Here is an 18,095-nt window from a genome sequence, read left to right as displayed (position 1 = left end):
CTCGGAGTGTTATAAGCAATTAACTTTCCAGTCTTTGCATGCCGGGCCCCGTGTGTCTAAGGTCCGCGACGCCCTTTCATTGTAACGAGGTCCCCATGTCGACGCTCCTGACATCCCTGTGGCGCGGTTACTGCGCCACCTCGCTGATCCTGCGCGTGAGCATTGCCCTGGTGCTGGGCGTGGTGGTCGGCCTGGTCGGCGGGCCTGTCGTGGCCGAATGGCTGGCCCCGCTGGGCGAGCTTTTGATGCGGCTGCTGAAGTTCATCATCCTGCCCATCGTACTGTTTACCCTGATGTCGGGGGTCAACCAGGGCGCCGCCGGCAGCCTCGGGCGGGTCGGCCGAAAGGTGTTTGTCTACTACCTGGCCACCTCGGCCCTGGCCATCGCCGTGGGGCTCGCCGTGGCGACCCTGCTGGCGCCGGGGGAGGGCATGTCGTTGCAGGGGGTCGATGCCATCTCGGTGCCGGATAACCCCGGTATTCTCTCGGTGGTACTGGGCATCGTGCCGAACAATATGGTGGCCGCCTTCGCCGAGCAGGACCTGCTGGGCATCATCTTCGTGGCGCTGGTCTTTGGCCTGGCCGTGATGAAGATGCGTCAGTCCGACTCCCAGGCGGCGCTGGGGGAGCGGCTCCACGGCCTGATCGAGGCGCTCAACGCCGCCACCCTCAGGGTGATGGACGGTATCCTGCATGTCGTGCCGATCGGCGTCTTCGCCATCGTGGTCGGAACCGTCGCCGATCAGGGCCTCGCGACCCTGCTGTCCCTGGGCGACATGGTGGTGGTGCTCTACCTGGCGCTGGGCGCGCAGCTGCTGGTCTACCTCGGCCTGCTCAAGGGCTTCGGTGTGCCCGTGGGCGCCTTCTTCCGCGAGGCGCGCACGCCCACGGCCACCGCCTTCGCCACCCAGAGCAGCTCCGGTACCCTGCCGCTGACGCTGGACGCCGCGAGCCGCCTGGGCCTGCCGCGCAGCATCTACGGCTTCAGCCTGCCGCTGGGGGCGACGCTGAACATGGATGGGGCGGCCATCCGCATCGCCATCTCGGCGGTGTTTGCCGCCAATGTGATGGGGGCTCCCCTGGACTGGCTAAGCATGCTGCAGATCGTGGTGGTCGGCACGCTGATCTCGGTAGGCACCGCCGGGGTGCCCGGCGCCGGCATCGTGATGATCGCCACGGTATTCTCCCAGGTGGGCCTGCCGATCGAGGCCGTGGCGCTGCTGACCGCCATCGATGCCCTGGTGGGCATGGGCTGCACCGCCCTCAACGTGACCGGTGATCTGGTCGGCACGGCGGTCATCGGTCGCAGCGAGGAGAGGCGAGCCGCCTCCCAGGCGGCCGGGGCGCCGGGTCAGGCCCGGCATCGCTAGCCTCGGTTAACGCCGGGGCGAGGCCTGGGCGCCGGGTCATCAGGCTGCATCGCTAGCCTCGGTTAACGCCGGGGCGAGGCCTGGGCGCCGGGTCATCAGGCTGCATCGCTAGCCTCGGTTAACGCCGGGGCGAGGCCTGGGCGCCGGGTCATCAGGCTGCATCGCTAGCCTCGGTTAACGCCGGGGCGAGGCCTGGGCGCCGTTTGCTGCGGGAGTTGGACAGGTCGTGGCCGGGTCGCTATACCTCTTACAGATGATGTGGGCGCCATGCGCCCGTCCAGAGGCATGCATCATGTAGAGGAGGTGTATCGTGACGACCGATAAACCCAAGCCGACCACCACCGATGCGGGCATTCCGGTGGCCAGCGACGAGCATTCGCTGACGGTGGGGCCCGATGGCCCTATCCTGCTTCATGACCATTATTTGATTGAACAGATGGCCCAGTTCAACCGGGAGCGGATCCCCGAGCGTCAGCCCCACGCCAAGGGCAGCGGTGCCTTTGGCCGTTTCGAGGTGACCGAAGATGTCAGTGCCTACACGCGAGCCGCGGTGTTTCAGCCGGGTACTCGAACGGACGTGCTGATTCGCTTCTCCACCGTGGCGGGGGAGCGTGGGAGCCCGGATACCTGGCGTGACCCCCGTGGATTTTCCATCAAGTTCTACACCAGCGAAGGCAACTACGACATGGTGGGGAACAACACGCCGATCTTCTTCCTTCGTGATCCACTGAAGTTTCAGCACTTTATCCGCTCCCAGAAGCGGCGGGCGGATAACAACCTGCGCGACCATGATATGCAGTGGGACTTCTGGACGCTGTCGCCGGAATCCGCCCATCAGGTCGCCTGGCTGATGGGTGACCGAGGAATCCCCAGGACCTGGCGGCACATGAATGGTTATTCCAGCCACACCTACATGTGGGTGAACGCCCGGGGGGAAAAGTTCTGGGTCAAGTATCACTTCAAGACCGACCAGGGAGTCGAGTGCCTCGCCCAGGAGGAAGCCGACCGCCTGGCGGGAGAGGACGGTGACTATCATATGCGTGACCTCTATCGAGCGATCGAGGCCGGTGAGTATCCGAGCTGGACGCTCTATATGCAGATCATGCCGTTCAAGGAGGCCGAGGCCTATCGCTTCAATCCCTTCGACCTTACCAAGATATGGCCCCATGCGGATTACCCGCTGATCGAGGTGGGCAGGCTCACCCTGGATACGAACCCCGTGGACAACCATGCTCAGATCGAGCAGGCGGCGTTCGAGCCCAATAACCTGGTGCCCGGCATCGGCATCAGTCCCGACAAGATGCTGCTGGGCCGGGTGTTTTCCTATGCCGACGCGCATCGTCATCGGCTGGGCGTTAACTACAAGCAGATTCCCGTCAACGCCCCCAGGTCACCGGTTCACAGTTACAGCAAGGACGGTGCCATGCGGGTACAGAACGCCACCGACCCGGTATATGCGCCCAATTCCAAGGGTGGGCCCCAGGCCGACGGCGAGCGGTATCCGCCGGATTCTACCTGGGAGGCCGGCGGCGACATGGTGCGTGCCGCCTATACGCTACGCGAGGAGGACGATGATTTCGGCCAGGCCAATACCCTGGTCAACCGGGTGATGGACGATGCCGCCCGGGACCGCCTGGTGGCCAATGTGGTGGGGCACCTCTCCGACGGCGTTTCCGCGCCGGTGCTGGAGCGGGCCTTCGATTACTGGCGCAATATCGATGCGACGCTCGGCGAGCGCATCGCCCAGGGGGTCAAGGCCAATGGCAAGGGGTGATGACAGGGCACACAACGAAACAGGGCTCGCCGAAGCGAGCCCTGTTCAACGAACCCCGAAGGATTCGTGCGCTTATGATCCGGGGATCAGAGCGGCTTGATGTTAGAGGCCTGAAGGCCCTTCTTGCCCTGGGTCACGTCGAAGGAGACGCTCTGACCTTCCTGGAGGGACTTGAAGCCTTCAGCCTGAATCTCGGAGAAATGGGCGAAGACGTCATCACCGCCGTCGGACGGAGAAATGAAGCCGAAACCCTTGGAATCGTTGAACCACTTCACGGTACCAGTTGTCATAATAAATCCTTTCGCGCTAAGCGCCTTGCAATGTTCCTGGTGTCACCCAGATGAATAGCGGGTAAAACAAGAATGATCTTACAGGCGGTCGAAAGAATTCGAATGCTGCTGAAACCATGCTGCTTGCTAACCAACTGGCAATACGGTCTCACTTTTATCGTTCCGGGTCAACGGGTCTTGGCGATTTATTTTCCGGGCGGCCGATTGAGACGGCCTCGGGCGACACCTCGATCACGCTGTTTCCAGGGGCGTGCTCTTGCTAGACTGCGCCGTTGATTCTGCGTCCCTGGAGAGGCACGACGCGTGAGCGTTACCCCCGATACCGCAAGCCTCGAACAGACGGCCGCCGTCGCCGGCCAGGCCGAGGTGCTCGGCAGGCTGTTCGATGAGCCGATTACCGAGCTGCCGGAGGATCTCTATATCCCGCCGGAGGCGCTGCGTGTCTTCCTCGAGACCTTCGAGGGGCCCCTCGACCTGCTGCTCTACCTGATCCGGCGCCAGAACCTGGATATCCTGGCCATCGACGTGGCGGCCATTACGCGCCAGTACATCGAGTATGTCGAGCTGATGAAGGCCATGGAAATCGAACTGGCCGGTGAATACCTGCTGATGGCGGCAATGCTCGCCGAGATCAAGTCACGCACCCTGTTGCCACGCCCCCCAAGGGAAGGGGGCGATGACGAGGAAGAGGATCCCCGAGCCGAGCTGATTCGCCGCCTTCAGGAGTATGAGCGGCTCAAGAGTGCCGCCGAGTCCCTGGCCGAACTGCCACGCCTGGGTCGAGACTGGTTTCCGGCCCGGGCGGTATTGCCGCCGCTGGAGAGCCGGGTCATCCACCCCGAGGTGGAGCTGGATCAGCTGCTGGGTGCGCTGGCTGGGGTCCTGCGTCGGGTCGAGCTCAACCAGACCCACCAGATCAGCCGCGAGGTGCTGTCGACGCGTGAGCGCATGCTGGCGATCATGGGGCGCCTCGAGGGAGGGCGCTTCGTGCCCTTCGAGGCGCTGTTTTCTCTCGAGGAAGGGCGTGGAGGGGTAGTGGTCACCTTCATGGCGATTCTCGAGCTGGCCAAGGAGGCGATGATCGAGGTCGTCCAGAATGCACCGCTATCGCCACTGCATGTGCGTGCCCGAGTGAGCGAGACCGACCGCGCCGACCGGGACGACCTCGAGGGTGAGGGCGAGGGCGCGTTCGAGGAGGAGTCGCCGTGACCGCCATGGAGTATCCCGATGCGCTGGACGACATCCTCGAGGCGGCGCTGCTGGCCGCGGGTGAGCCATTGGCCATGGAGCGCCTGGAGGGGCTGTTCGATGAGCGCGGCAGACCGGCCCGGCGAGCCCTGCGCGAGGCGCTGGAGCGCTTGAGTCTCCGCCATGAGCGGGGCGCCATGGAACTGATCGAGACGGCGTCGGGGTATCAGTTGCGGATTCGCCCGCGGCTTTCGCCCTGGGTGTCGCGGCTATGGGACGAACGCCCCCAGCGGTACTCCAGGGCGCTGCTCGAGACCCTGGCATTGATTACCTATCGCCAGCCGGTCACCCGCGGGGATATCGAGGAAGTACGTGGGGTATCGGTGAGCGGCTCTATCATGCGGACCCTGCTCGAGCGCGGCTGGATTCGCGTTGTGGGGCATCGCGACGTGCCGGGTCGTCCCGCGGTCTATGCCACCACTCGCGGCTTTCTCGATGACTTCGGCCTCAAGACCCTCGATGAGCTGCCGCCCATGCATGAGCTCAAGGAGTTCGAGGATCCGGAGGTGATGTACCCACTGGAGAAGGACGAGCCACCGCCGGATCAGGCCGCCATTCTCGCCCAGGCCGATGCGGTGCATGATGAGGGTGCCGGTGAAGCGTCCGAGGGCGGTACACTATCAGAGGTGCCGGCGGTGACCGGTGCCGATGGAACGGCGGCCGATCAGGCTAGCCTTGAACACGCCGGGAAGGCGTCCGAGCGGACGGGGCCGAGCTTTGCCGATCTTGAGGCCCGCCTGTCCGAACGTGCCCGGAGCCGCGTCGATGATGACGCTGCCCCGGGGGCGGAATCCACACCCATTGAGAACGATGATTCATGAGCAATACCAGCGAAAAACTGCAGAAGGTCCTGGCGCGTGCCGGGCTCGGCTCGCGCCGTGAGATGGAAGCGGCCATCGCCGCCGGTCGAGTCCAGGTCAACGGCCAGGTGGCGACCCTCGGTGATCGTATCGAGACTCGCGACAAGGTCCTCTTCGATAGTCGCCCGGTGACCCTGCGGGCCGCCGAGGAGGTGCCGCGGCGAGTGATCATGTACAACAAGCCCGAGGGAGAGCTGTGCACGCGCAAGGATCCCGAGGGGCGCCGCACCGTATTCGACCGGTTGCCGCGCCTCAAGGGTGAGCGCTGGATCGCCATCGGGCGCCTGGATATCAATACCAGTGGCCTGCTGCTGTTTACCACCGACGGGGAGCTGGCGAACCGCCTGATGCATCCTTCCACTCAGGTCGAGCGAGAGTACGCGGTGCGAGTCATGGGAGAGGTGGCCCGGGAGCAGGTGGTCGCCATGGTCGAGGGAGTGATGCTCGACGACGGGCCGGCACGCTTCACCGACGTCCAGGAGTTCGGCGGCGAGGGTATCAATACCTGGTTTCACGTGGTGATCATGGAGGGGCGCAATCGTGAGGTGCGTCGGCTCTGGGAATCTCAAGGCCTTACCGTCAGTCGTCTCAAGCGGGTCCGTTACGGCAATATCTTTCTCGACAAGCGCGCCAAGGCCGGCGAGTGGGTAGAGCTCTCCCAGGACGAGGTCGATGATCTGGCCGAGCTCGCAAGCCTGCCGGCACGCAAGGTGCCCGAACTGACGCCGGATGAGAAGAATCGCTGGAGTCGTGATAAGCACAAGCGCAAGCCGGTGCAGACGATGCGCAAGCCCAGAGTGCGACGCTGATCACCTGTTGCAAGGTTAAGTAAAAAAGTCCTTGCCAGGTCGGGGGCGTATCAGTATTATCTGCCCCCGTTCGGAAGGGTCGTTAGCTCAGTTGGTAGAGCAGTTGGCTTTTAACCAATTGGTCGTAGGTTCGAATCCTACACGACCCACCATTCCGGACGCCGGCTTGCCTGCAAGCTTGGGTCGTTAGCTCAGTTGGTAGAGCAGTTGGCTTTTAACCAATTGGTCGTAGGTTCGAATCCTACACGACCCACCAATTCAAGCGCCCCGATCTCCTTGAGGTCGGGGCGTTTTCGTAGGCGCTCGAGTGTCATCACGTTGCCGGTACCGTGCGGCGTTTTGTGGGCGAGGCTGCCAATGCGCCACTGTTATGGTCTAGAATGGCCGGTGAGCGGGCAAGCGACAGACGCGGCCTGGCTCATTGGCGCACTCTTCCACGCGGAGCGCGTGGAGGAAATGCTCCCATAACATGCAGGGGGAGCCCCTGCCGGTCACAGTGGTAGACACGATGACAATCACGACTTCCCGTGCCCAGGTGCGTGAGCATCTGACCCGCACCTATTGCCCTACCCGTATTCCCGCCGAGGATCAGGCGCGCGCCGAGGAGATCAAGCGGCTCCTGGAGGCCCACAATGCCGTCCTGGTGGCTCACTATTACACCGATGATGCCATCCAGCAGCTCGCCGAGGAGACCGGTGGGTGCGTGGCGGACTCGCTGGAGATGGCGCGTTTCGGTGCACGCCATTCCGCCGACACCCTGATAGTGGCCGGTGTGCGCTTCATGGGGGAGACCGCCAAGATCCTTTCCCCGGAGAAGCGTGTGCTGATGCCTACCCTGGAGGCGACGTGCTCCCTGGATCTGGGGTGTCCGGGCGATGAGTTCAGCGCCTTCTGCGATGAACACCCGGATCGCACCGTCGTGGTCTATGCCAACACCTCGGCGGCGGTGAAGGCGCGTGCCGACTGGGTGGTGACTTCCTCTATCGCCGTGGACGTGATCGAGCATCTTCAGGCCCGTGGCGAAAAGATCCTGTGGGCCCCGGACAAGCATCTGGGGGGATATATCCAGAAGCAGACCGGGGCCGACATGCTGCTCTGGGATGGGGCCTGTATCGTCCATGAGGAGTTCAAGTCGAAGGGCGTCGAGGACCTCAAGGGGCTTTATCCCGAGGCCGCGGTGCTGGTACACCCGGAGTCTCCGGCCTCGGTGGTGGAGCTGGCCGATGTCACCGGCTCCACGTCCCAGTTGATCAAGGCGGCCAAGGAACTGCCTAATGACAAGCTGATCGTAGCCACCGACCGCGGCATCTTCTTCAAGATGCAGCAGGTAGTGCCGGAGAAGACCCTGTTCGAGGCGCCTACCGCCGGCAATGGCGCCACCTGCAAAAGCTGCGCCCACTGCCCCTGGATGGCGATGAACGCCCTGGATAACCTGGCCGACGCCCTGCGTCACGGTCATGGCGAAGTCCGGGTCGATGACGAGCTGCGCCAGGCGGCGCTGAAGCCGCTGGAGCGGATGCTCAACTTCCAGCGCTAAGTTACTGAAATTTCTCCAGCGTTTCTCGATAGCCGAGAAACGCCTCGTAACGCTGCTCGATGCGTGCCGTGGCGGCGGCGTTGCCTCCGCGTTCGGCCACGCGGCGAGCCACACCAAGCTGCCGGATGGCGTCGGTGATGCGTCCGGTCAGCTGCTGATGCTCTGCGCGGGCCAGGTGGCCGAGGGCCTCTCGGCCGCTGCGTCCCGCGGCCTCGGCCAGCAGGGCAAACACGCGATGGTCCTCGGGGCGACGCTTGGCCAGGTCGCGCAGGAGGTGCCATGCCGCATCGGGGTCGCGCTGCAACTGCGCCTCGGCGAGGGTGAGGGTGGTCGGCACATGTCCCGGCACCAGGCGCAACAGGCGCTGACTGCGCTCGATGGCATCATCGATGCGGCCGGCGGAAAAGGCCACTTCGGCCGCCGAGGCGGGAATCAGGGTAATATCGGGTAGCGCGTGGGCCAGGGCATCTAGCCGGCGCAGCGCCGCGTCGGTATTGCCTCGCTCGGCATTGATCAGGGCCTCCAGGTACCGTTTCGCCTCCTGGGGCGCCTCGTCCTGGGCCAGTCGGGTGGCCGCCTGGTCGGGCGTTCGCGAGTGAATGGCCAGCAGCGCCCTGGCGCGGACCAGGTGATATTGCACATCATCGCGGCGGCCTTGTCCGGAGAGCCGGGACGCGCGTGAGGCGGTATCGCTGATGCGCGATTCGGTAAGCGGGTGGGTCAGCAGGAATTCGGGGGGCGTGCCACCCTGGAGGCTCGCCAGGCGCTGCATGGCGCGGAGCATCGATGTCATGGCCTCGGGGTCGTAGCCGGCCTCGACCATGGTCTGCAGGCCCAGGCGGTCGGCCTCCTGCTCGTAGCGCCGCGAGTAGGCCAGCTGGTCCTGGATGAAGGCGGCCTGGGAGCCCATGGCGACCCCGATGCCGGCGTCGCCTCCCCCCGCGGCGGCGATCAGCATGCCGGCCAGCATGGCGGCCATGGCGGGAACCTGGGTCTGCTCGGCGCGAGCCTTGCCGCGCGAATAGTGGCGCTGGGCGAGGTGGCCGAGCTCGTGGGCCAGGACCGAGACCAGCTCCGCCTCCTGATCGGCGAAGGCAAACAGCCCGGCGTTGACGCCGACCACGCCGCCCGGTACCGCGAAGGCGTTAAGGCGGTGGCTGTCGACCAGGGTCACGATCAGCCGGGTGCCGCCAAGCCCACCATGGGAGGCCAGACGGGCGAGAAGCGACTCGACATAGGCCTGGGCGATGGGATCCTGCCACTCCGGAGCGCGGGCTCGAAACTGGCGCAGCCAGGCGCGTCCAAGCCGGTATTCCTCGCCGTTGGCGACGCGGCTGTCCGGCGCCGACAGGCTGGGCAGCTCGGCGTCATCTTCCCAGCCGGGAGCAGTCCACTGGCCGGCGGCAGGCAGCGCCAGGAGCAGCCCCATCAGCAGGGCGGTGGCGCGGGGGAAGGGGCGCGATAGCATGGACTAGCTCTCCTTGGGGCGAGGCGGGCCCATACTCTGACATTGATTCGCCCCGCAAAGTGCCTTTAAATCCCAGGGTTTCCCGCCGCTCAATTTCGGCGACGCTATCCTGCATTCTTCCGGGAGTCTACATGTCTCTGCAACCCGACCAAGTGCTCGACGTCTGCGGACTACCGTGCCCGCTTCCCCTGCTCAAGGCCAAACAGGCACTCTCCAGGCTCGAGGCCGGACAGGTTCTCGAGGTGAGGGCCACGGATGCCGGCTCCTGGCGAGACTTTGCCACCTATATCGAGCAGAGCATCCACGAGATGCCGGCCAGGGAGGAGCGCGATAGCGTTTACTTTTACTGGATCTGCAAGGGCGAGGAGCCCGCCACATGACGCTACGTGCCGTACTCAAGGGCTGGGTCGACCACTACCTGTCCGATGAGGAAGCGGTGATCCTGCTGGTGATGCTGGTACTGGGATTTGCCGTGGTGATCTTTCTGGGTCGCATGCTGGCGCCTTTCCTGACTGCCCTGGTGATCGCCTTCCTGCTTCAGGGAGCGGTAAGCTGGCTCGAACGGCGACGCGTGCCACATTTTCTGGCCGTGACCCTGGTATTTCTGGGCTTCGTGGGGCTGTTGCTGGCAATGGCCTTTATCCTGATGCCGCTGATATGGAATCAGCTGGTGACCCTGGTGCAGGAGACCCCAAGAATGTTCGCCAGCGGACAGCGGCTGCTGGATGATCTGCAGGAGCTCTATCCGCAGCTGATCACCCCCGATCAGATCCAGAACTGGATCGCCGCGGCCGGGCGAGAGATGACTCAGTTCGGACAGCGAGCGCTCTCCCTGTCACTGGCCTCGCTGGGCAACGTCCTGGCGCTGATCATCTATCTGGTGCTGGTGCCGATCCTGGTGTTCTTCCTGCTCAAGGATCGTGAGCGTCTGTCGGGATTCATCCTGTCGCTGTTGCCCCGCAAGCGCACCCTGATGACCCGTATCTGGCACGAGATGGACAGTCAGATCGCCAACTATGTGCGTGGCAAGTTTATCGAGATCATGATCGTCGGCATCGTGGCCTTCCTGACCTTCGCCTTCTTCGGGCTGCCTTATGCCGCACTGCTGGCGGTGTTGGTCGGGTTCTCGGTGCTGGTGCCCTATATTGGCGCGGCGGTCGCCACCCTGCCGGTGGCCGCGGTGGCGGGCTTTCACTTCGGCATGAGCGACGAATTTCTCTACGTGCTGGTCGCCTACGGCGTCATTCAGGCGCTGGATGGCAATGTGCTGGTCCCGGTGTTGTTCTCCGAGGCGGTCAATCTGCACCCGGTATCGATCATCGTGGCGGTGTTGTTCTTCGGCGGGATCTGGGGGTTCTGGGGAATCTTCTTCGCCATTCCCCTGGCGACCCTGCTCAAGGCGCTGGTGTATGCCTGGCCGAGGGGGGTTACCCGCCACCGGCAGGGTGAGGGCAATGACGCGGCGGCGGAGGAGTAGGGGGCGCCGGCGACGCCCCATCGGGTATCAGCCGTCGCCAAGAGTGCCGGTGTTCAAGGCTTGTGCCGTTTCCAGTACCTCCTGGGCGTGGCCCTTGACCTTCACGCCTCGCCACTCGTGTGCCAGCCGACCCTCGCTGTCGATCAGGAAGGTGCTGCGCTCGATGCCGAGATGTTCCTTGCCGTACATCTTCTTGAGCTTGATGACGCCGAACTGTTGACACACCTCCTCGCTCTTGTCGGAGATAAGGTCGAAGTTGAAGTCCTGTTTCGCCTTGAAGTTCTCCTGGGCGCGAATGCCGTCCCGGGAAACGCCGAGAATCACGGTGTTGGCAGCATCGAATGCGGCCTTGCGGTCGCGGAAGTCGCCGCCTTCGGTGGTGCAACCGGGGGTGCTGGCCCTGGGGTAGAAGTAGATCACGACCTGGTGGCCCCTGAGCTGGGAGAGGGTAACGCTTGCGTCACCGGTGGCGGGGGCCGTGAAGTCGGGAGCCGGCTGGCCGATGCTGACACTCATGGGGGTCTCCTGAATGAGGGTGGCGAGGCGTCGATTACACGCAACCGTTGGCCGGCTGTCAAAGCGGCGCGCGGAATGTGGTCTCGCCGCTGTACAGGTCTGGACCGCCTGAGTACCATTTAACCCTTGGGGACGCTTTGCCCCTTTCTGGGCTCCGGTGCGGCCGGAGCACCCTGCGGCCAATCGAGCCGATAGCAGTCGAATCGAGAGGATAGAGAGGATGGTCACGGGAAGCATTGTCGCCCTGGCGACGCCGATGAAGGTCAATGGCGATATCGATTGGGAGGCCCTGCGCCGCCTGGTGAACTTCCATCTCGACCACGGCACCGATGGCATCGTCGCCGCCGGCACCACCGGCGAGCCCACGACCATGTCCTTTGCCGAGCACTTCGATGTGATTCGGGCCGTGGTGGATGAAGTCAACGGACGCATTCCGGTGATTGCCGGCACGGGCGCGAACGCTACCTCCGAAGCCGTCGAGCTGGCTCGCTACGCCCACGAAGTGGGGGCCGACTATTGCCTGTCGGTATGCCCTTACTACAACAAGCCGACCCAGGAGGGGCTCTATCGTCACTTCAAGGCGGTAGCCGAGGGCAGCGATCTGCCGGTCATCCTCTACAACGTACCCGGCCGGACCTGCTCCGATCTCTACAACGAGACCGTGCTGCGCCTCGCCGAGGTGGATAATATCGTTGGCCTCAAGGATGCCACCGGCAACCTTGAGCGTGCCGAGGACCTGATCGGACGCCTCAAGGGTAGCGGCTTCATGCTCTATTCGGGCGACGATGGCACCGCCTGCGATTTCATGCTGATGGGCGGTAACGGCGATATCTCGGTGACTGCCAATGTGGCGCCCCAGGCCATGCATGACCTCTGTGCCGCCGCTGTTGCCGGGGATGCCGAACATGCCCACCAGCTCAATACCCGCCTGATGCCGCTGCATACCAACCTCGGCATCGAGGCGAATCCGATTCCCGTCAAATGGGCGCTGAATCGCATGACGCTTCTCGAGCCGGGGATCCGCCTGCCGCTGACCTGGCTTTCCGAGAAGTATCATTCCACCATCAGCGAAGCCCTGCAGCTGGCCGGGCTGATCGACGACTGATCGGCGCTGTGCCGGCTTCTGAACAACTTGATGCAAGGTAACCCCATGAACTCAGCGCTGAAATGGCTGCCCTGGGCGGCACTCGTCGCCCTGGGCGGCTGCGCCTTTGGCGACGGTTATTACCACGACCGCAATATCGACTATGCCGACGCCCGCCAGGCGGAACCCCTGGTGTTGCCCGAAACACGCGATCCCAGGCGTTTTCGTGACGCCATGCCGGTCCCCGAGGCGGCTTCCGGCTTCCGCGAGTCAACGGATGGCTTCGAGGCTCCCGCACCGCAGCCACTGGGTGCCGGTCGCATTCAGCGTGAGTTCGTCGAGCCTCGGCGCGTGGGTGATGATGCCTGGCTGGTCGTGGCGGCGGCTCCGGACAGCGTCTGGCCCCAGCTGGAAGAGTTTGCTCGCAGGCGAGGATTGGACGTGGTCGCCAGCGACACGGCCCGCGGGGTGATCGAGACTCGCCAGGGGCGCCTGAGCGTGCGCCGGGGAGTGCGCTCGGGTGACAGCGAGGTACGCTGCGAGCAGGCCGGGCGTCCAGCGGAGGCCTGCCTGAATGCCCTCGAGCAGTACTTCAGTGCCCGCAGTGCCACGGCGTCCGGCACCGCTTCCCTGCAGGCCCAGCGCCTGGCCGGTGGGGAGCGCCTGGGCCTCGTCCAGCGAGGCGGAGAGTGGCGGGTCGAGGTGCCGCTGGATATGGAGCGCACCTGGGCCGAGCTCGACTATCAGCTCAAGCAGGACTTTACCGTCGAGGGGCGGCGCGAGCTGCTGGAAGGCACGCCGACGGATCACTCCCATCGCATCCGCTACCTGCCGCTTTCCGAGCGTCGCGAGGGCTTCTGGAAGGGGCTGGTGACGTCGGAATCGCCGCAGGAGATTCGCCTGATGCTGGAAAGCGAAGGTCCCGAACGGACCCTGCTGCGCGCCGAGGCCGCCGACGAGGGTGACCTCGGCGCCGAGGACAAGCGTGAGCTGCTGGAGCGCGTGGCGAGTCTGTTGCGCTGATGACGCAGGCGAATCCCCCTGCCGCCGCGTGTCGCGGGCGGCTGCACTTCGCATCACTGGGCAGCGGCAGCAAGGGAAACGCTACCCTGGTCAGCGATGGCGAGACCCATGTGCTGGTGGACTGCGGCTTTACGCTGCGCGACGCCGAGCGCCGGCTGGCCCGATTGGGCCTGCACCCGCGGCAGCTTGACGCCCTGTTGGTGACCCATGAGCATGGCGACCATATTCGAGGGGTAGGGCCCCTGGCCCGACGCCATGGGGTGCCGGTATGGCTGACCCCGGGCAGCTGGGCCAGCGGCCGCCTGGGTGAGCTGCCCGAGCGTCGCTGGATCACTCCCCAGGTGCGATTCGAGGTGAAGGGCCTGTGTTTCGACCCCGTGACCGTGCCGCATGACGCTCGCGAACCGGTGCAGTTCCGCATCCAGGGGGGCGGACGTCACCTGGGGCTACTCACCGATATCGGCCACCCAACCGAACATGTCGTCCGGGCCTTCGCCGGCTGTGATGCACTGGCGCTGGAGTGCAATCATGATATCCGGATGCTCGCCGAGGGCCCCTATCCACCGCGGTTAAAGCGCCGGGTGGGGGGCGACTGGGGCCACCTGGCCAACACTCAGGCGGCGACGCTGCTGGCCCGGCTGGGTCTCGATCGGCTTCAGCGAATCGCCTGTTCCCACTTGTCTGAACACAATAACCGTCCCGAGCTGGTGCTGGAGGCCCTGGTGCCCCTGCTCGACGGTGACACATCACGGCTGATGGTCGCCTGCCAGGACGATGGTCTGGCGTGGCAGGCCATCGCCTGAGCCTGCAATCTTCCACCTCATCAAGCCCTCCGGAGGCTTCCATGGAAAAGCGTCAAGAACTCTACGCCGGCAAGGCCAAGTCGGTTTTCGCCACCGATGACTCCGACCGCGTGATACTGCAATTCCGCGATGACACCAGTGCCTTCGACGGTGAGCGCATGGAGTCGCTGGCCCGCAAGGGCATGGTCAACAATTGCTTCAATGCCTTTATCATGGAGAAGCTGGGCGAAGCGGGAGTGCCTACTCACTTCGAGAAGCGCCTCTCCGATACCCAGAGCCTGGTCAAGGCGCTGGAGATGATTCCGGTCGAGTGTGTGGTGCGCAATATCGCGGCGGGCAGCCTGGTCAAGCGTCTGGGGGTCATCGAGGGCCAGGAGCTTGCGCCGCCTACCTTCGAGCTGTTCCTCAAGAACGATGCCCTCCACGACCCCATGATCAATGAGTCCCTGGCCGAAACCTTCGGCTGGGCCAGCGTAGAGCAGCTGGCCGAGATGAAGGCCCTGACCTTCAAGGTCAATGGCGTGCTCAAGGAGCTGTTCGCCGAGGGTGGCCTGCTGCTGGTGGATTACAAGCTGGAGTTCGGCCTGTTCGAGGGGCGGGTCGTGCTGGGCGATGAGTTCTCCCCGGACGGTTGCCGGCTGTGGGATGCCGCGACCCGCGAAAAGCTCGACAAGGATCGTTTTCGCCAGGGGCTCGGCGGCGTGATCGAGGCCTACGAGGAGGTCGGGCGGCGTATCGGGGTCAGCTTCGACTGAGGCCGAGGCGTCGGGCAGGTATCACCAGGGGCCCGGCGGGGCCCTTGGTCGTTCATGCCGGCAGGATATCCAGCACTTCCAGAGTGCTGGTGCCGTCGGGCCTCGTTGCGACGCGAAAGTGTATGTCCAGGTCGCGCAGGCGGACGCCGTAGCGGCGCGCCTCGTCGTCATGTCGGTAGGCGGGCCGCGGGTCCTGGCTCAGGACCTCCTCGATCAGCCGGCGTAGCGAGGCGGCGTCTTCGCGCCTGGCCAGTGCCGTCTCGGCGGCATGGGTAAGGTGCACCGGCAGCCGACGGGGCGCTTCGGGGGCGAAGCCTGCGCGCGCGTCGGGCCTGGCCTCGGCCCAGGGCAGGTAGGGCTTGATGTCCAGCACCGGGGTGCCGCTTACCAGGTCGGCCCCGGCGAGATGGAGCCTGACACCGTCTCGGGTGTCGACCCCGAGCAGTTCGACCAGCGATAGCCCCAGGCGGTTGGGACGGTGCGTGCTGCGGCTGGCGAAGACGCCGACTCGACGATTGCCTCCGAGGCGCGGCGGACGCACCAGCGCCGACCAGCGTTCGGGGCTCTGGTGGAAGACGAAGGTGAGCCAGAGATGGCTGAAGGCATCCAGTCCTCTTACCGTCAACGGATCGTCGTAGGGGGAGAGAAGACGGAGGGTCGCGCGAGCCGACGGGGCCAGGCCGGGCTGGCGGGGGACGCCGAACTTGTCGGGAAAGTCGCTATCGAGGATGCCGAGAGGCGACAGGGTAACGGCTGAGGGGGCGCAGTGTTGGCTCATGTCGGTCATTATGCCTGGCCCCTGCCGAGGCGGCGAGCGTGGTTGGCCTGTCGACCGGCGTTGTGTAGTCTTTCGACAATATTCAATCTCGCGAGGCTTCCATGAACGAGACTGCAACAGCGCCGGAGGATGATGTCCCGCGTCGCCGCGCCCCACGGATTCGCTATCGCGAGGCCCTGGCGAGGGACGCCGGTGATCAGGCCGAGGTCTTCCATCATGCGGTGATGCAGGGCGCTGCGGCCCACTACAGCAGGCCTCAGCGCGAGGCCTGGGTGTCCGCGTTGCCGCGCGACCCCAGCGCCTGGGTGGCGCGTCACGCCCTCTATACCACGCTGGTGGCGGAATGCGATGGCCGTTGCGTGGGCTTTCTCGAGCTGGAACTCCATAGCGGGCGCATCGTGACGCTCTATACCTGGCCCTCCCTGGCGCGCCGCGGCATTGGCTCGGCGCTGCTGATGCACGCCGAACGGCTATTGATCGAGCGGGGAGTCGGGCGGGCCAGCATCGAGGCGAGCCTGATGCTGGTCCCGGGGCTGGTGCGGCGTGGTTGGCGCGACCTGGGGGAGGAAGCCGTGGAGCGCGACGGCGAACAACTGTTGCGCCACCGGCTGGAGAAGACGCTGGTCGCGCTGGAAACCTAGTCCTCCAGGCGCATGGAGAGGTCGACTGCCTTGATATCCTTGGTCAGGGCGCCGCTGGAAATACAGTCGACACCGGTCTCGGCGATGGCTCGCAGGGTGCTCCGGTCGACGTTGCCCGAGGCCTCCAGGGTCGCCTTGCCGGCGGTCCGACGCACGGCCTCACGCAGCTCGTCGAGGCCGAAGTTATCGAGCATGATGACGTCTGCGCCGGCCGTCAGGGCCTGATCCAGCTCGGCAAGGGTCTCCACCTCCACTTCCACCGGAAGGTCGCTGGCGATGCGCCGCGCCGCGTTTACCGCCGCCTCGATGCCACCGCAGGCGGCGATATGGTTCTCCTTGATCAGGAAGGCATCCCATAACCCGATGCGATGGTTGTGCCCGCCGCCGCAGGCGACCGCATACTTCTGAGCCAGGCGCAGGCCGGGCAGGGTCTTGCGGGTGTCGAGCAGGCGTACGCCGGTATCGTCGACCAGGTCGACGTAGTGGCGCGTATGGGTGGCGGTGGCCGATAGCGTCTGCAACAGATTGAGTGCCGCGCGTTCGCCGGTGAGCAGGCTGCGTGCCGACCCCTCCAGCTCGAGAAGGCACTGGCCGGCCGCCAGGGCATCGCCGTCGGCGGCCTGCCAGCGCAGCGTCACCGTGGTATCGAGGCGTCGAAAAAGTTCATCGACCCAGGCCACACCACACAACACACAGGCGTCACGGGTGATGACCCGCGCCCTGGCGAGCTGTTCGTCAGGAATCAGCTGGGCGGTGATGTCGCCCGGACCGACATCCTCGGCCAGCAGACGCGCGGCGGCATCGCGAATCTCTTCGACGAGTTTAGTGTGATAGGTCTGTGTGTCCTGATAGTCCATGCGGGTCACTCGTGAGGTTGATGCCGGCGGGGGTGGCCGGGGTGGTCAAGGACATTCATTATAGGCAATCCACACCGGTGACGTCAGGGGAGACGCATGGCTATTGAACAGGGCTGGCTGGCGGGAGCACGGCGGGTGCCGTCTCCGAACCGTGATGAGCGCCCGCTCGGGGAAGTGTCGCTGCTGGTGTTGCATTCCATCAGCCTGCCGCCGGGAGAGTTCGGTGGGCCACATATCGAGCGGCTGTTTACCAATCGCCTCGACCCCGAAGCCCATCCCTTCTTCGCGTCCATTCAGGGGTTACGGGTCTCGGCCCACCTGTTGATTCGCCGTGACGGCGAATGCGTGCAGTTCGTGCCCTTCCAGTGTCGCGCCTGGCATGCGGGACGCTCCTCCTGGCGTGACGGTGATCGTTGGCGCACCGCCCTCAACGACTTTTCCATTGGCATCGAGCTGGAAGGCGACGAGGTCTCGGCCTACAGCGCCGCCCAGTATGAACGCCTGGCCGAGGTTGCCCTCGAGCTCCTCGCCGCCTACCCCGACCTGGAGGCATCGCGTGTTACCGGCCATGCCCAGGTGGCGCCGTTGCGCAAGAGGGATCCCGGACCCGCCTTCGACTGGGCCTACTTTTACCAGCGGCTCGGTGCTCGTCGGTTGTCGTGACTGAATCGCTTGCTTGCTTCAAACGGTAGTTTAGCTACATCTCCTTGACCTTCGTCGAGTTTATTCCTGGGGCTAGTGCTAACTCTTTGTGTTGCGGTGCAGTATCTTTTATATGGAAAAAGGTTCCATATAAACTTGCTTT

General features: G+C 64.7%; 19 protein-coding genes and 2 tRNA genes. 16 read left to right on the top strand and 5 right to left on the bottom strand.

The window, feature by feature from the left end:
- Nucleotides 1-95: 95 nt before the first annotated feature.
- Entirely contained in the window at nucleotides 96-1,370 is a 1,275-nt protein-coding gene (locus Q358_RS16230; RefSeq protein ID WP_043487430.1) for a dicarboxylate/amino acid:cation symporter, read from the top strand.
- A gap of 310 nt (nucleotides 1,371-1,680) precedes the next feature.
- A complete protein-coding gene (locus Q358_RS0100510) occupies nucleotides 1,681-3,144 on the top strand; it encodes a catalase (protein ID WP_027960244.1) in 1,464 nt (487 codons plus the stop codon).
- An 86-nt stretch (nucleotides 3,145-3,230) separates the two neighbouring features.
- On the opposite strand, the gene Q358_RS0100505 is transcribed toward Q358_RS0100510, so the two are convergent.
- Complete coding sequence (locus Q358_RS0100505) at nucleotides 3,231-3,434, bottom strand: cold-shock protein (RefSeq protein ID WP_027960243.1); 204 nt, start codon at nucleotides 3,432-3,434, stop codon at nucleotides 3,231-3,233.
- A 303-nt stretch (nucleotides 3,435-3,737) separates the two neighbouring features.
- Here Q358_RS0100505 and Q358_RS16225 point away from each other — a divergent pair, with 303 nt between their 5' ends.
- The 6 genes from Q358_RS16225 (at nucleotide 3,738) to nadA (ending at nucleotide 7,888) form a co-directional block, all read left to right on the top strand.
- Nucleotides 3,738-4,643, top strand: a complete 906-nt coding sequence (locus Q358_RS16225) for a segregation and condensation protein A (protein WP_043487428.1) — start codon at nucleotides 3,738-3,740, stop codon at nucleotides 4,641-4,643.
- A gap of 5 nt (nucleotides 4,644-4,648) precedes the next feature.
- Complete coding sequence (gene scpB / locus Q358_RS0100495; RefSeq protein ID WP_043487470.1) at nucleotides 4,649-5,503, top strand: SMC-Scp complex subunit ScpB; 855 nt, start codon at nucleotides 4,649-4,651, stop codon at nucleotides 5,501-5,503.
- Nucleotides 5,500-6,351 (top strand): 23S rRNA pseudouridine(2605) synthase RluB, encoded by an 852-nt coding sequence (rluB, locus tag Q358_RS0100490; protein ID WP_027960241.1) that lies wholly within the window; start codon nucleotides 5,500-5,502, stop codon nucleotides 6,349-6,351. The genes scpB and rluB overlap by 4 nt, the downstream gene beginning before the upstream one ends.
- Before the next feature lie 76 nt (nucleotides 6,352-6,427).
- Nucleotides 6,428-6,503, top strand: a tRNA-Lys gene (locus Q358_RS0100485).
- A gap of 28 nt (nucleotides 6,504-6,531) precedes the next feature.
- Nucleotides 6,532-6,607, top strand: a tRNA-Lys gene (locus Q358_RS0100480).
- A 252-nt stretch (nucleotides 6,608-6,859) separates the two neighbouring features.
- Nucleotides 6,860-7,888 carry a quinolinate synthase NadA gene (gene nadA / locus Q358_RS0100475; RefSeq protein WP_027960240.1) on the top strand — a complete coding sequence of 343 codons (1,029 nt, stop codon included), beginning with the start codon at nucleotides 6,860-6,862 and terminating at the stop codon, nucleotides 7,886-7,888.
- A 1-nt stretch (nucleotide 7,889) separates the two neighbouring features.
- Here nadA and Q358_RS0100470 read toward each other — a convergent pair whose 3' ends face one another.
- A complete protein-coding gene (locus tag Q358_RS0100470) occupies nucleotides 7,890-9,356 on the bottom strand; it encodes a M48 family metalloprotease (RefSeq protein WP_027960239.1) in 1,467 nt (488 codons plus the stop codon).
- A 131-nt stretch (nucleotides 9,357-9,487) separates the two neighbouring features.
- Between Q358_RS0100470 and Q358_RS0100465 the strand changes: the two genes are divergently transcribed.
- Both Q358_RS0100465 and Q358_RS0100460 read left to right on the top strand, forming a co-directional pair.
- Nucleotides 9,488-9,736, top strand: a complete 249-nt coding sequence (locus Q358_RS0100465) for a sulfurtransferase TusA family protein (RefSeq protein WP_027960238.1) — start codon at nucleotides 9,488-9,490, stop codon at nucleotides 9,734-9,736.
- On the top strand, nucleotides 9,733-10,833 hold the full coding sequence (locus tag Q358_RS0100460) for an AI-2E family transporter (RefSeq protein ID WP_027960237.1): 1,101 nt from the start codon (nucleotides 9,733-9,735) through the stop codon (nucleotides 10,831-10,833). Before Q358_RS0100465 ends, Q358_RS0100460 begins: the two co-directional genes overlap by 4 nt.
- 27 nt (nucleotides 10,834-10,860) lie before the next feature.
- Here Q358_RS0100460 and Q358_RS0100455 read toward each other — a convergent pair whose 3' ends face one another.
- Complete coding sequence (locus tag Q358_RS0100455; RefSeq protein WP_027960236.1) at nucleotides 10,861-11,349, bottom strand: peroxiredoxin; 489 nt, start codon at nucleotides 11,347-11,349, stop codon at nucleotides 10,861-10,863.
- 220 nt (nucleotides 11,350-11,569) lie between these two features.
- On the opposite strand from Q358_RS0100455, the gene dapA reads away from it, so the two are divergent.
- Genes dapA through purC form a run of 4 tightly spaced genes read left to right on the top strand, consistent with a single transcriptional unit; the run spans nucleotide 11,570 to nucleotide 15,014 of the window.
- Nucleotides 11,570-12,454, top strand: a complete 885-nt coding sequence (gene dapA / locus Q358_RS0100450; protein WP_027960235.1) for a 4-hydroxy-tetrahydrodipicolinate synthase — start codon at nucleotides 11,570-11,572, stop codon at nucleotides 12,452-12,454.
- 45 nt (nucleotides 12,455-12,499) lie between these two features.
- Nucleotides 12,500-13,456 (top strand): hypothetical protein, encoded by a 957-nt coding sequence (locus Q358_RS0100445; protein ID WP_027960234.1) that lies wholly within the window; start codon nucleotides 12,500-12,502, stop codon nucleotides 13,454-13,456.
- Nucleotides 13,456-14,259: an MBL fold metallo-hydrolase gene (locus tag Q358_RS0100440; RefSeq protein WP_027960233.1), complete on the top strand. Its 804-nt coding sequence runs from the start codon at nucleotides 13,456-13,458 to the stop codon at nucleotides 14,257-14,259. Before Q358_RS0100445 ends, Q358_RS0100440 begins: the two co-directional genes overlap by 1 nt.
- A gap of 41 nt (nucleotides 14,260-14,300) precedes the next feature.
- Nucleotides 14,301-15,014, top strand: coding sequence for a phosphoribosylaminoimidazolesuccinocarboxamide synthase (gene purC, locus Q358_RS0100435; protein WP_027960232.1), 714 nt, complete (start codon nucleotides 14,301-14,303; stop codon nucleotides 15,012-15,014).
- A 52-nt stretch (nucleotides 15,015-15,066) separates the two neighbouring features.
- Here the strand turns inward: purC and tsaA are convergent, their stop codons facing one another.
- On the bottom strand, nucleotides 15,067-15,801 hold the full coding sequence (gene tsaA / locus Q358_RS0100430) for a tRNA (N6-threonylcarbamoyladenosine(37)-N6)-methyltransferase TrmO (protein WP_027960231.1): 735 nt from the start codon (nucleotides 15,799-15,801) through the stop codon (nucleotides 15,067-15,069).
- 92 nt (nucleotides 15,802-15,893) lie between these two features.
- Between tsaA and Q358_RS0100425 the strand changes: the two genes are divergently transcribed.
- Nucleotides 15,894-16,433: a GNAT family N-acetyltransferase gene (locus Q358_RS0100425; protein ID WP_027960230.1), complete on the top strand. Its 540-nt coding sequence runs from the start codon at nucleotides 15,894-15,896 to the stop codon at nucleotides 16,431-16,433.
- On the opposite strand, the gene nadC is transcribed toward Q358_RS0100425, so the two are convergent.
- Nucleotides 16,430-17,290 (bottom strand): carboxylating nicotinate-nucleotide diphosphorylase, encoded by an 861-nt coding sequence (nadC, locus tag Q358_RS0100420; protein ID WP_027960229.1) that lies wholly within the window; start codon nucleotides 17,288-17,290, stop codon nucleotides 16,430-16,432. The two genes, Q358_RS0100425 and nadC, sit on opposite strands and share 4 nt — an antisense overlap.
- 96 nt (nucleotides 17,291-17,386) lie before the next feature.
- On the opposite strand from nadC, the gene ampD reads away from it, so the two are divergent.
- The gene (ampD, locus tag Q358_RS0100415; protein ID WP_027960228.1) at nucleotides 17,387-17,953 is read left to right on the top strand and encodes a 1,6-anhydro-N-acetylmuramyl-L-alanine amidase AmpD; all 567 of its coding nucleotides are present in this window, start codon (nucleotides 17,387-17,389) and stop codon (nucleotides 17,951-17,953) included.
- Nucleotides 17,954-18,095: the final 142 nt, after the last annotated feature.

Origin of the sequence: Halomonas halodenitrificans DSM 735 (assembly GCF_000620045.1) — a bacterium.
GTDB lineage: Bacteria > Pseudomonadota > Gammaproteobacteria > Pseudomonadales > Halomonadaceae > Halomonas > Halomonas halodenitrificans.
Note: the sequence above shows the minus strand (reverse complement) of the source record. Positions and strands in the feature narration are given on the sequence as shown.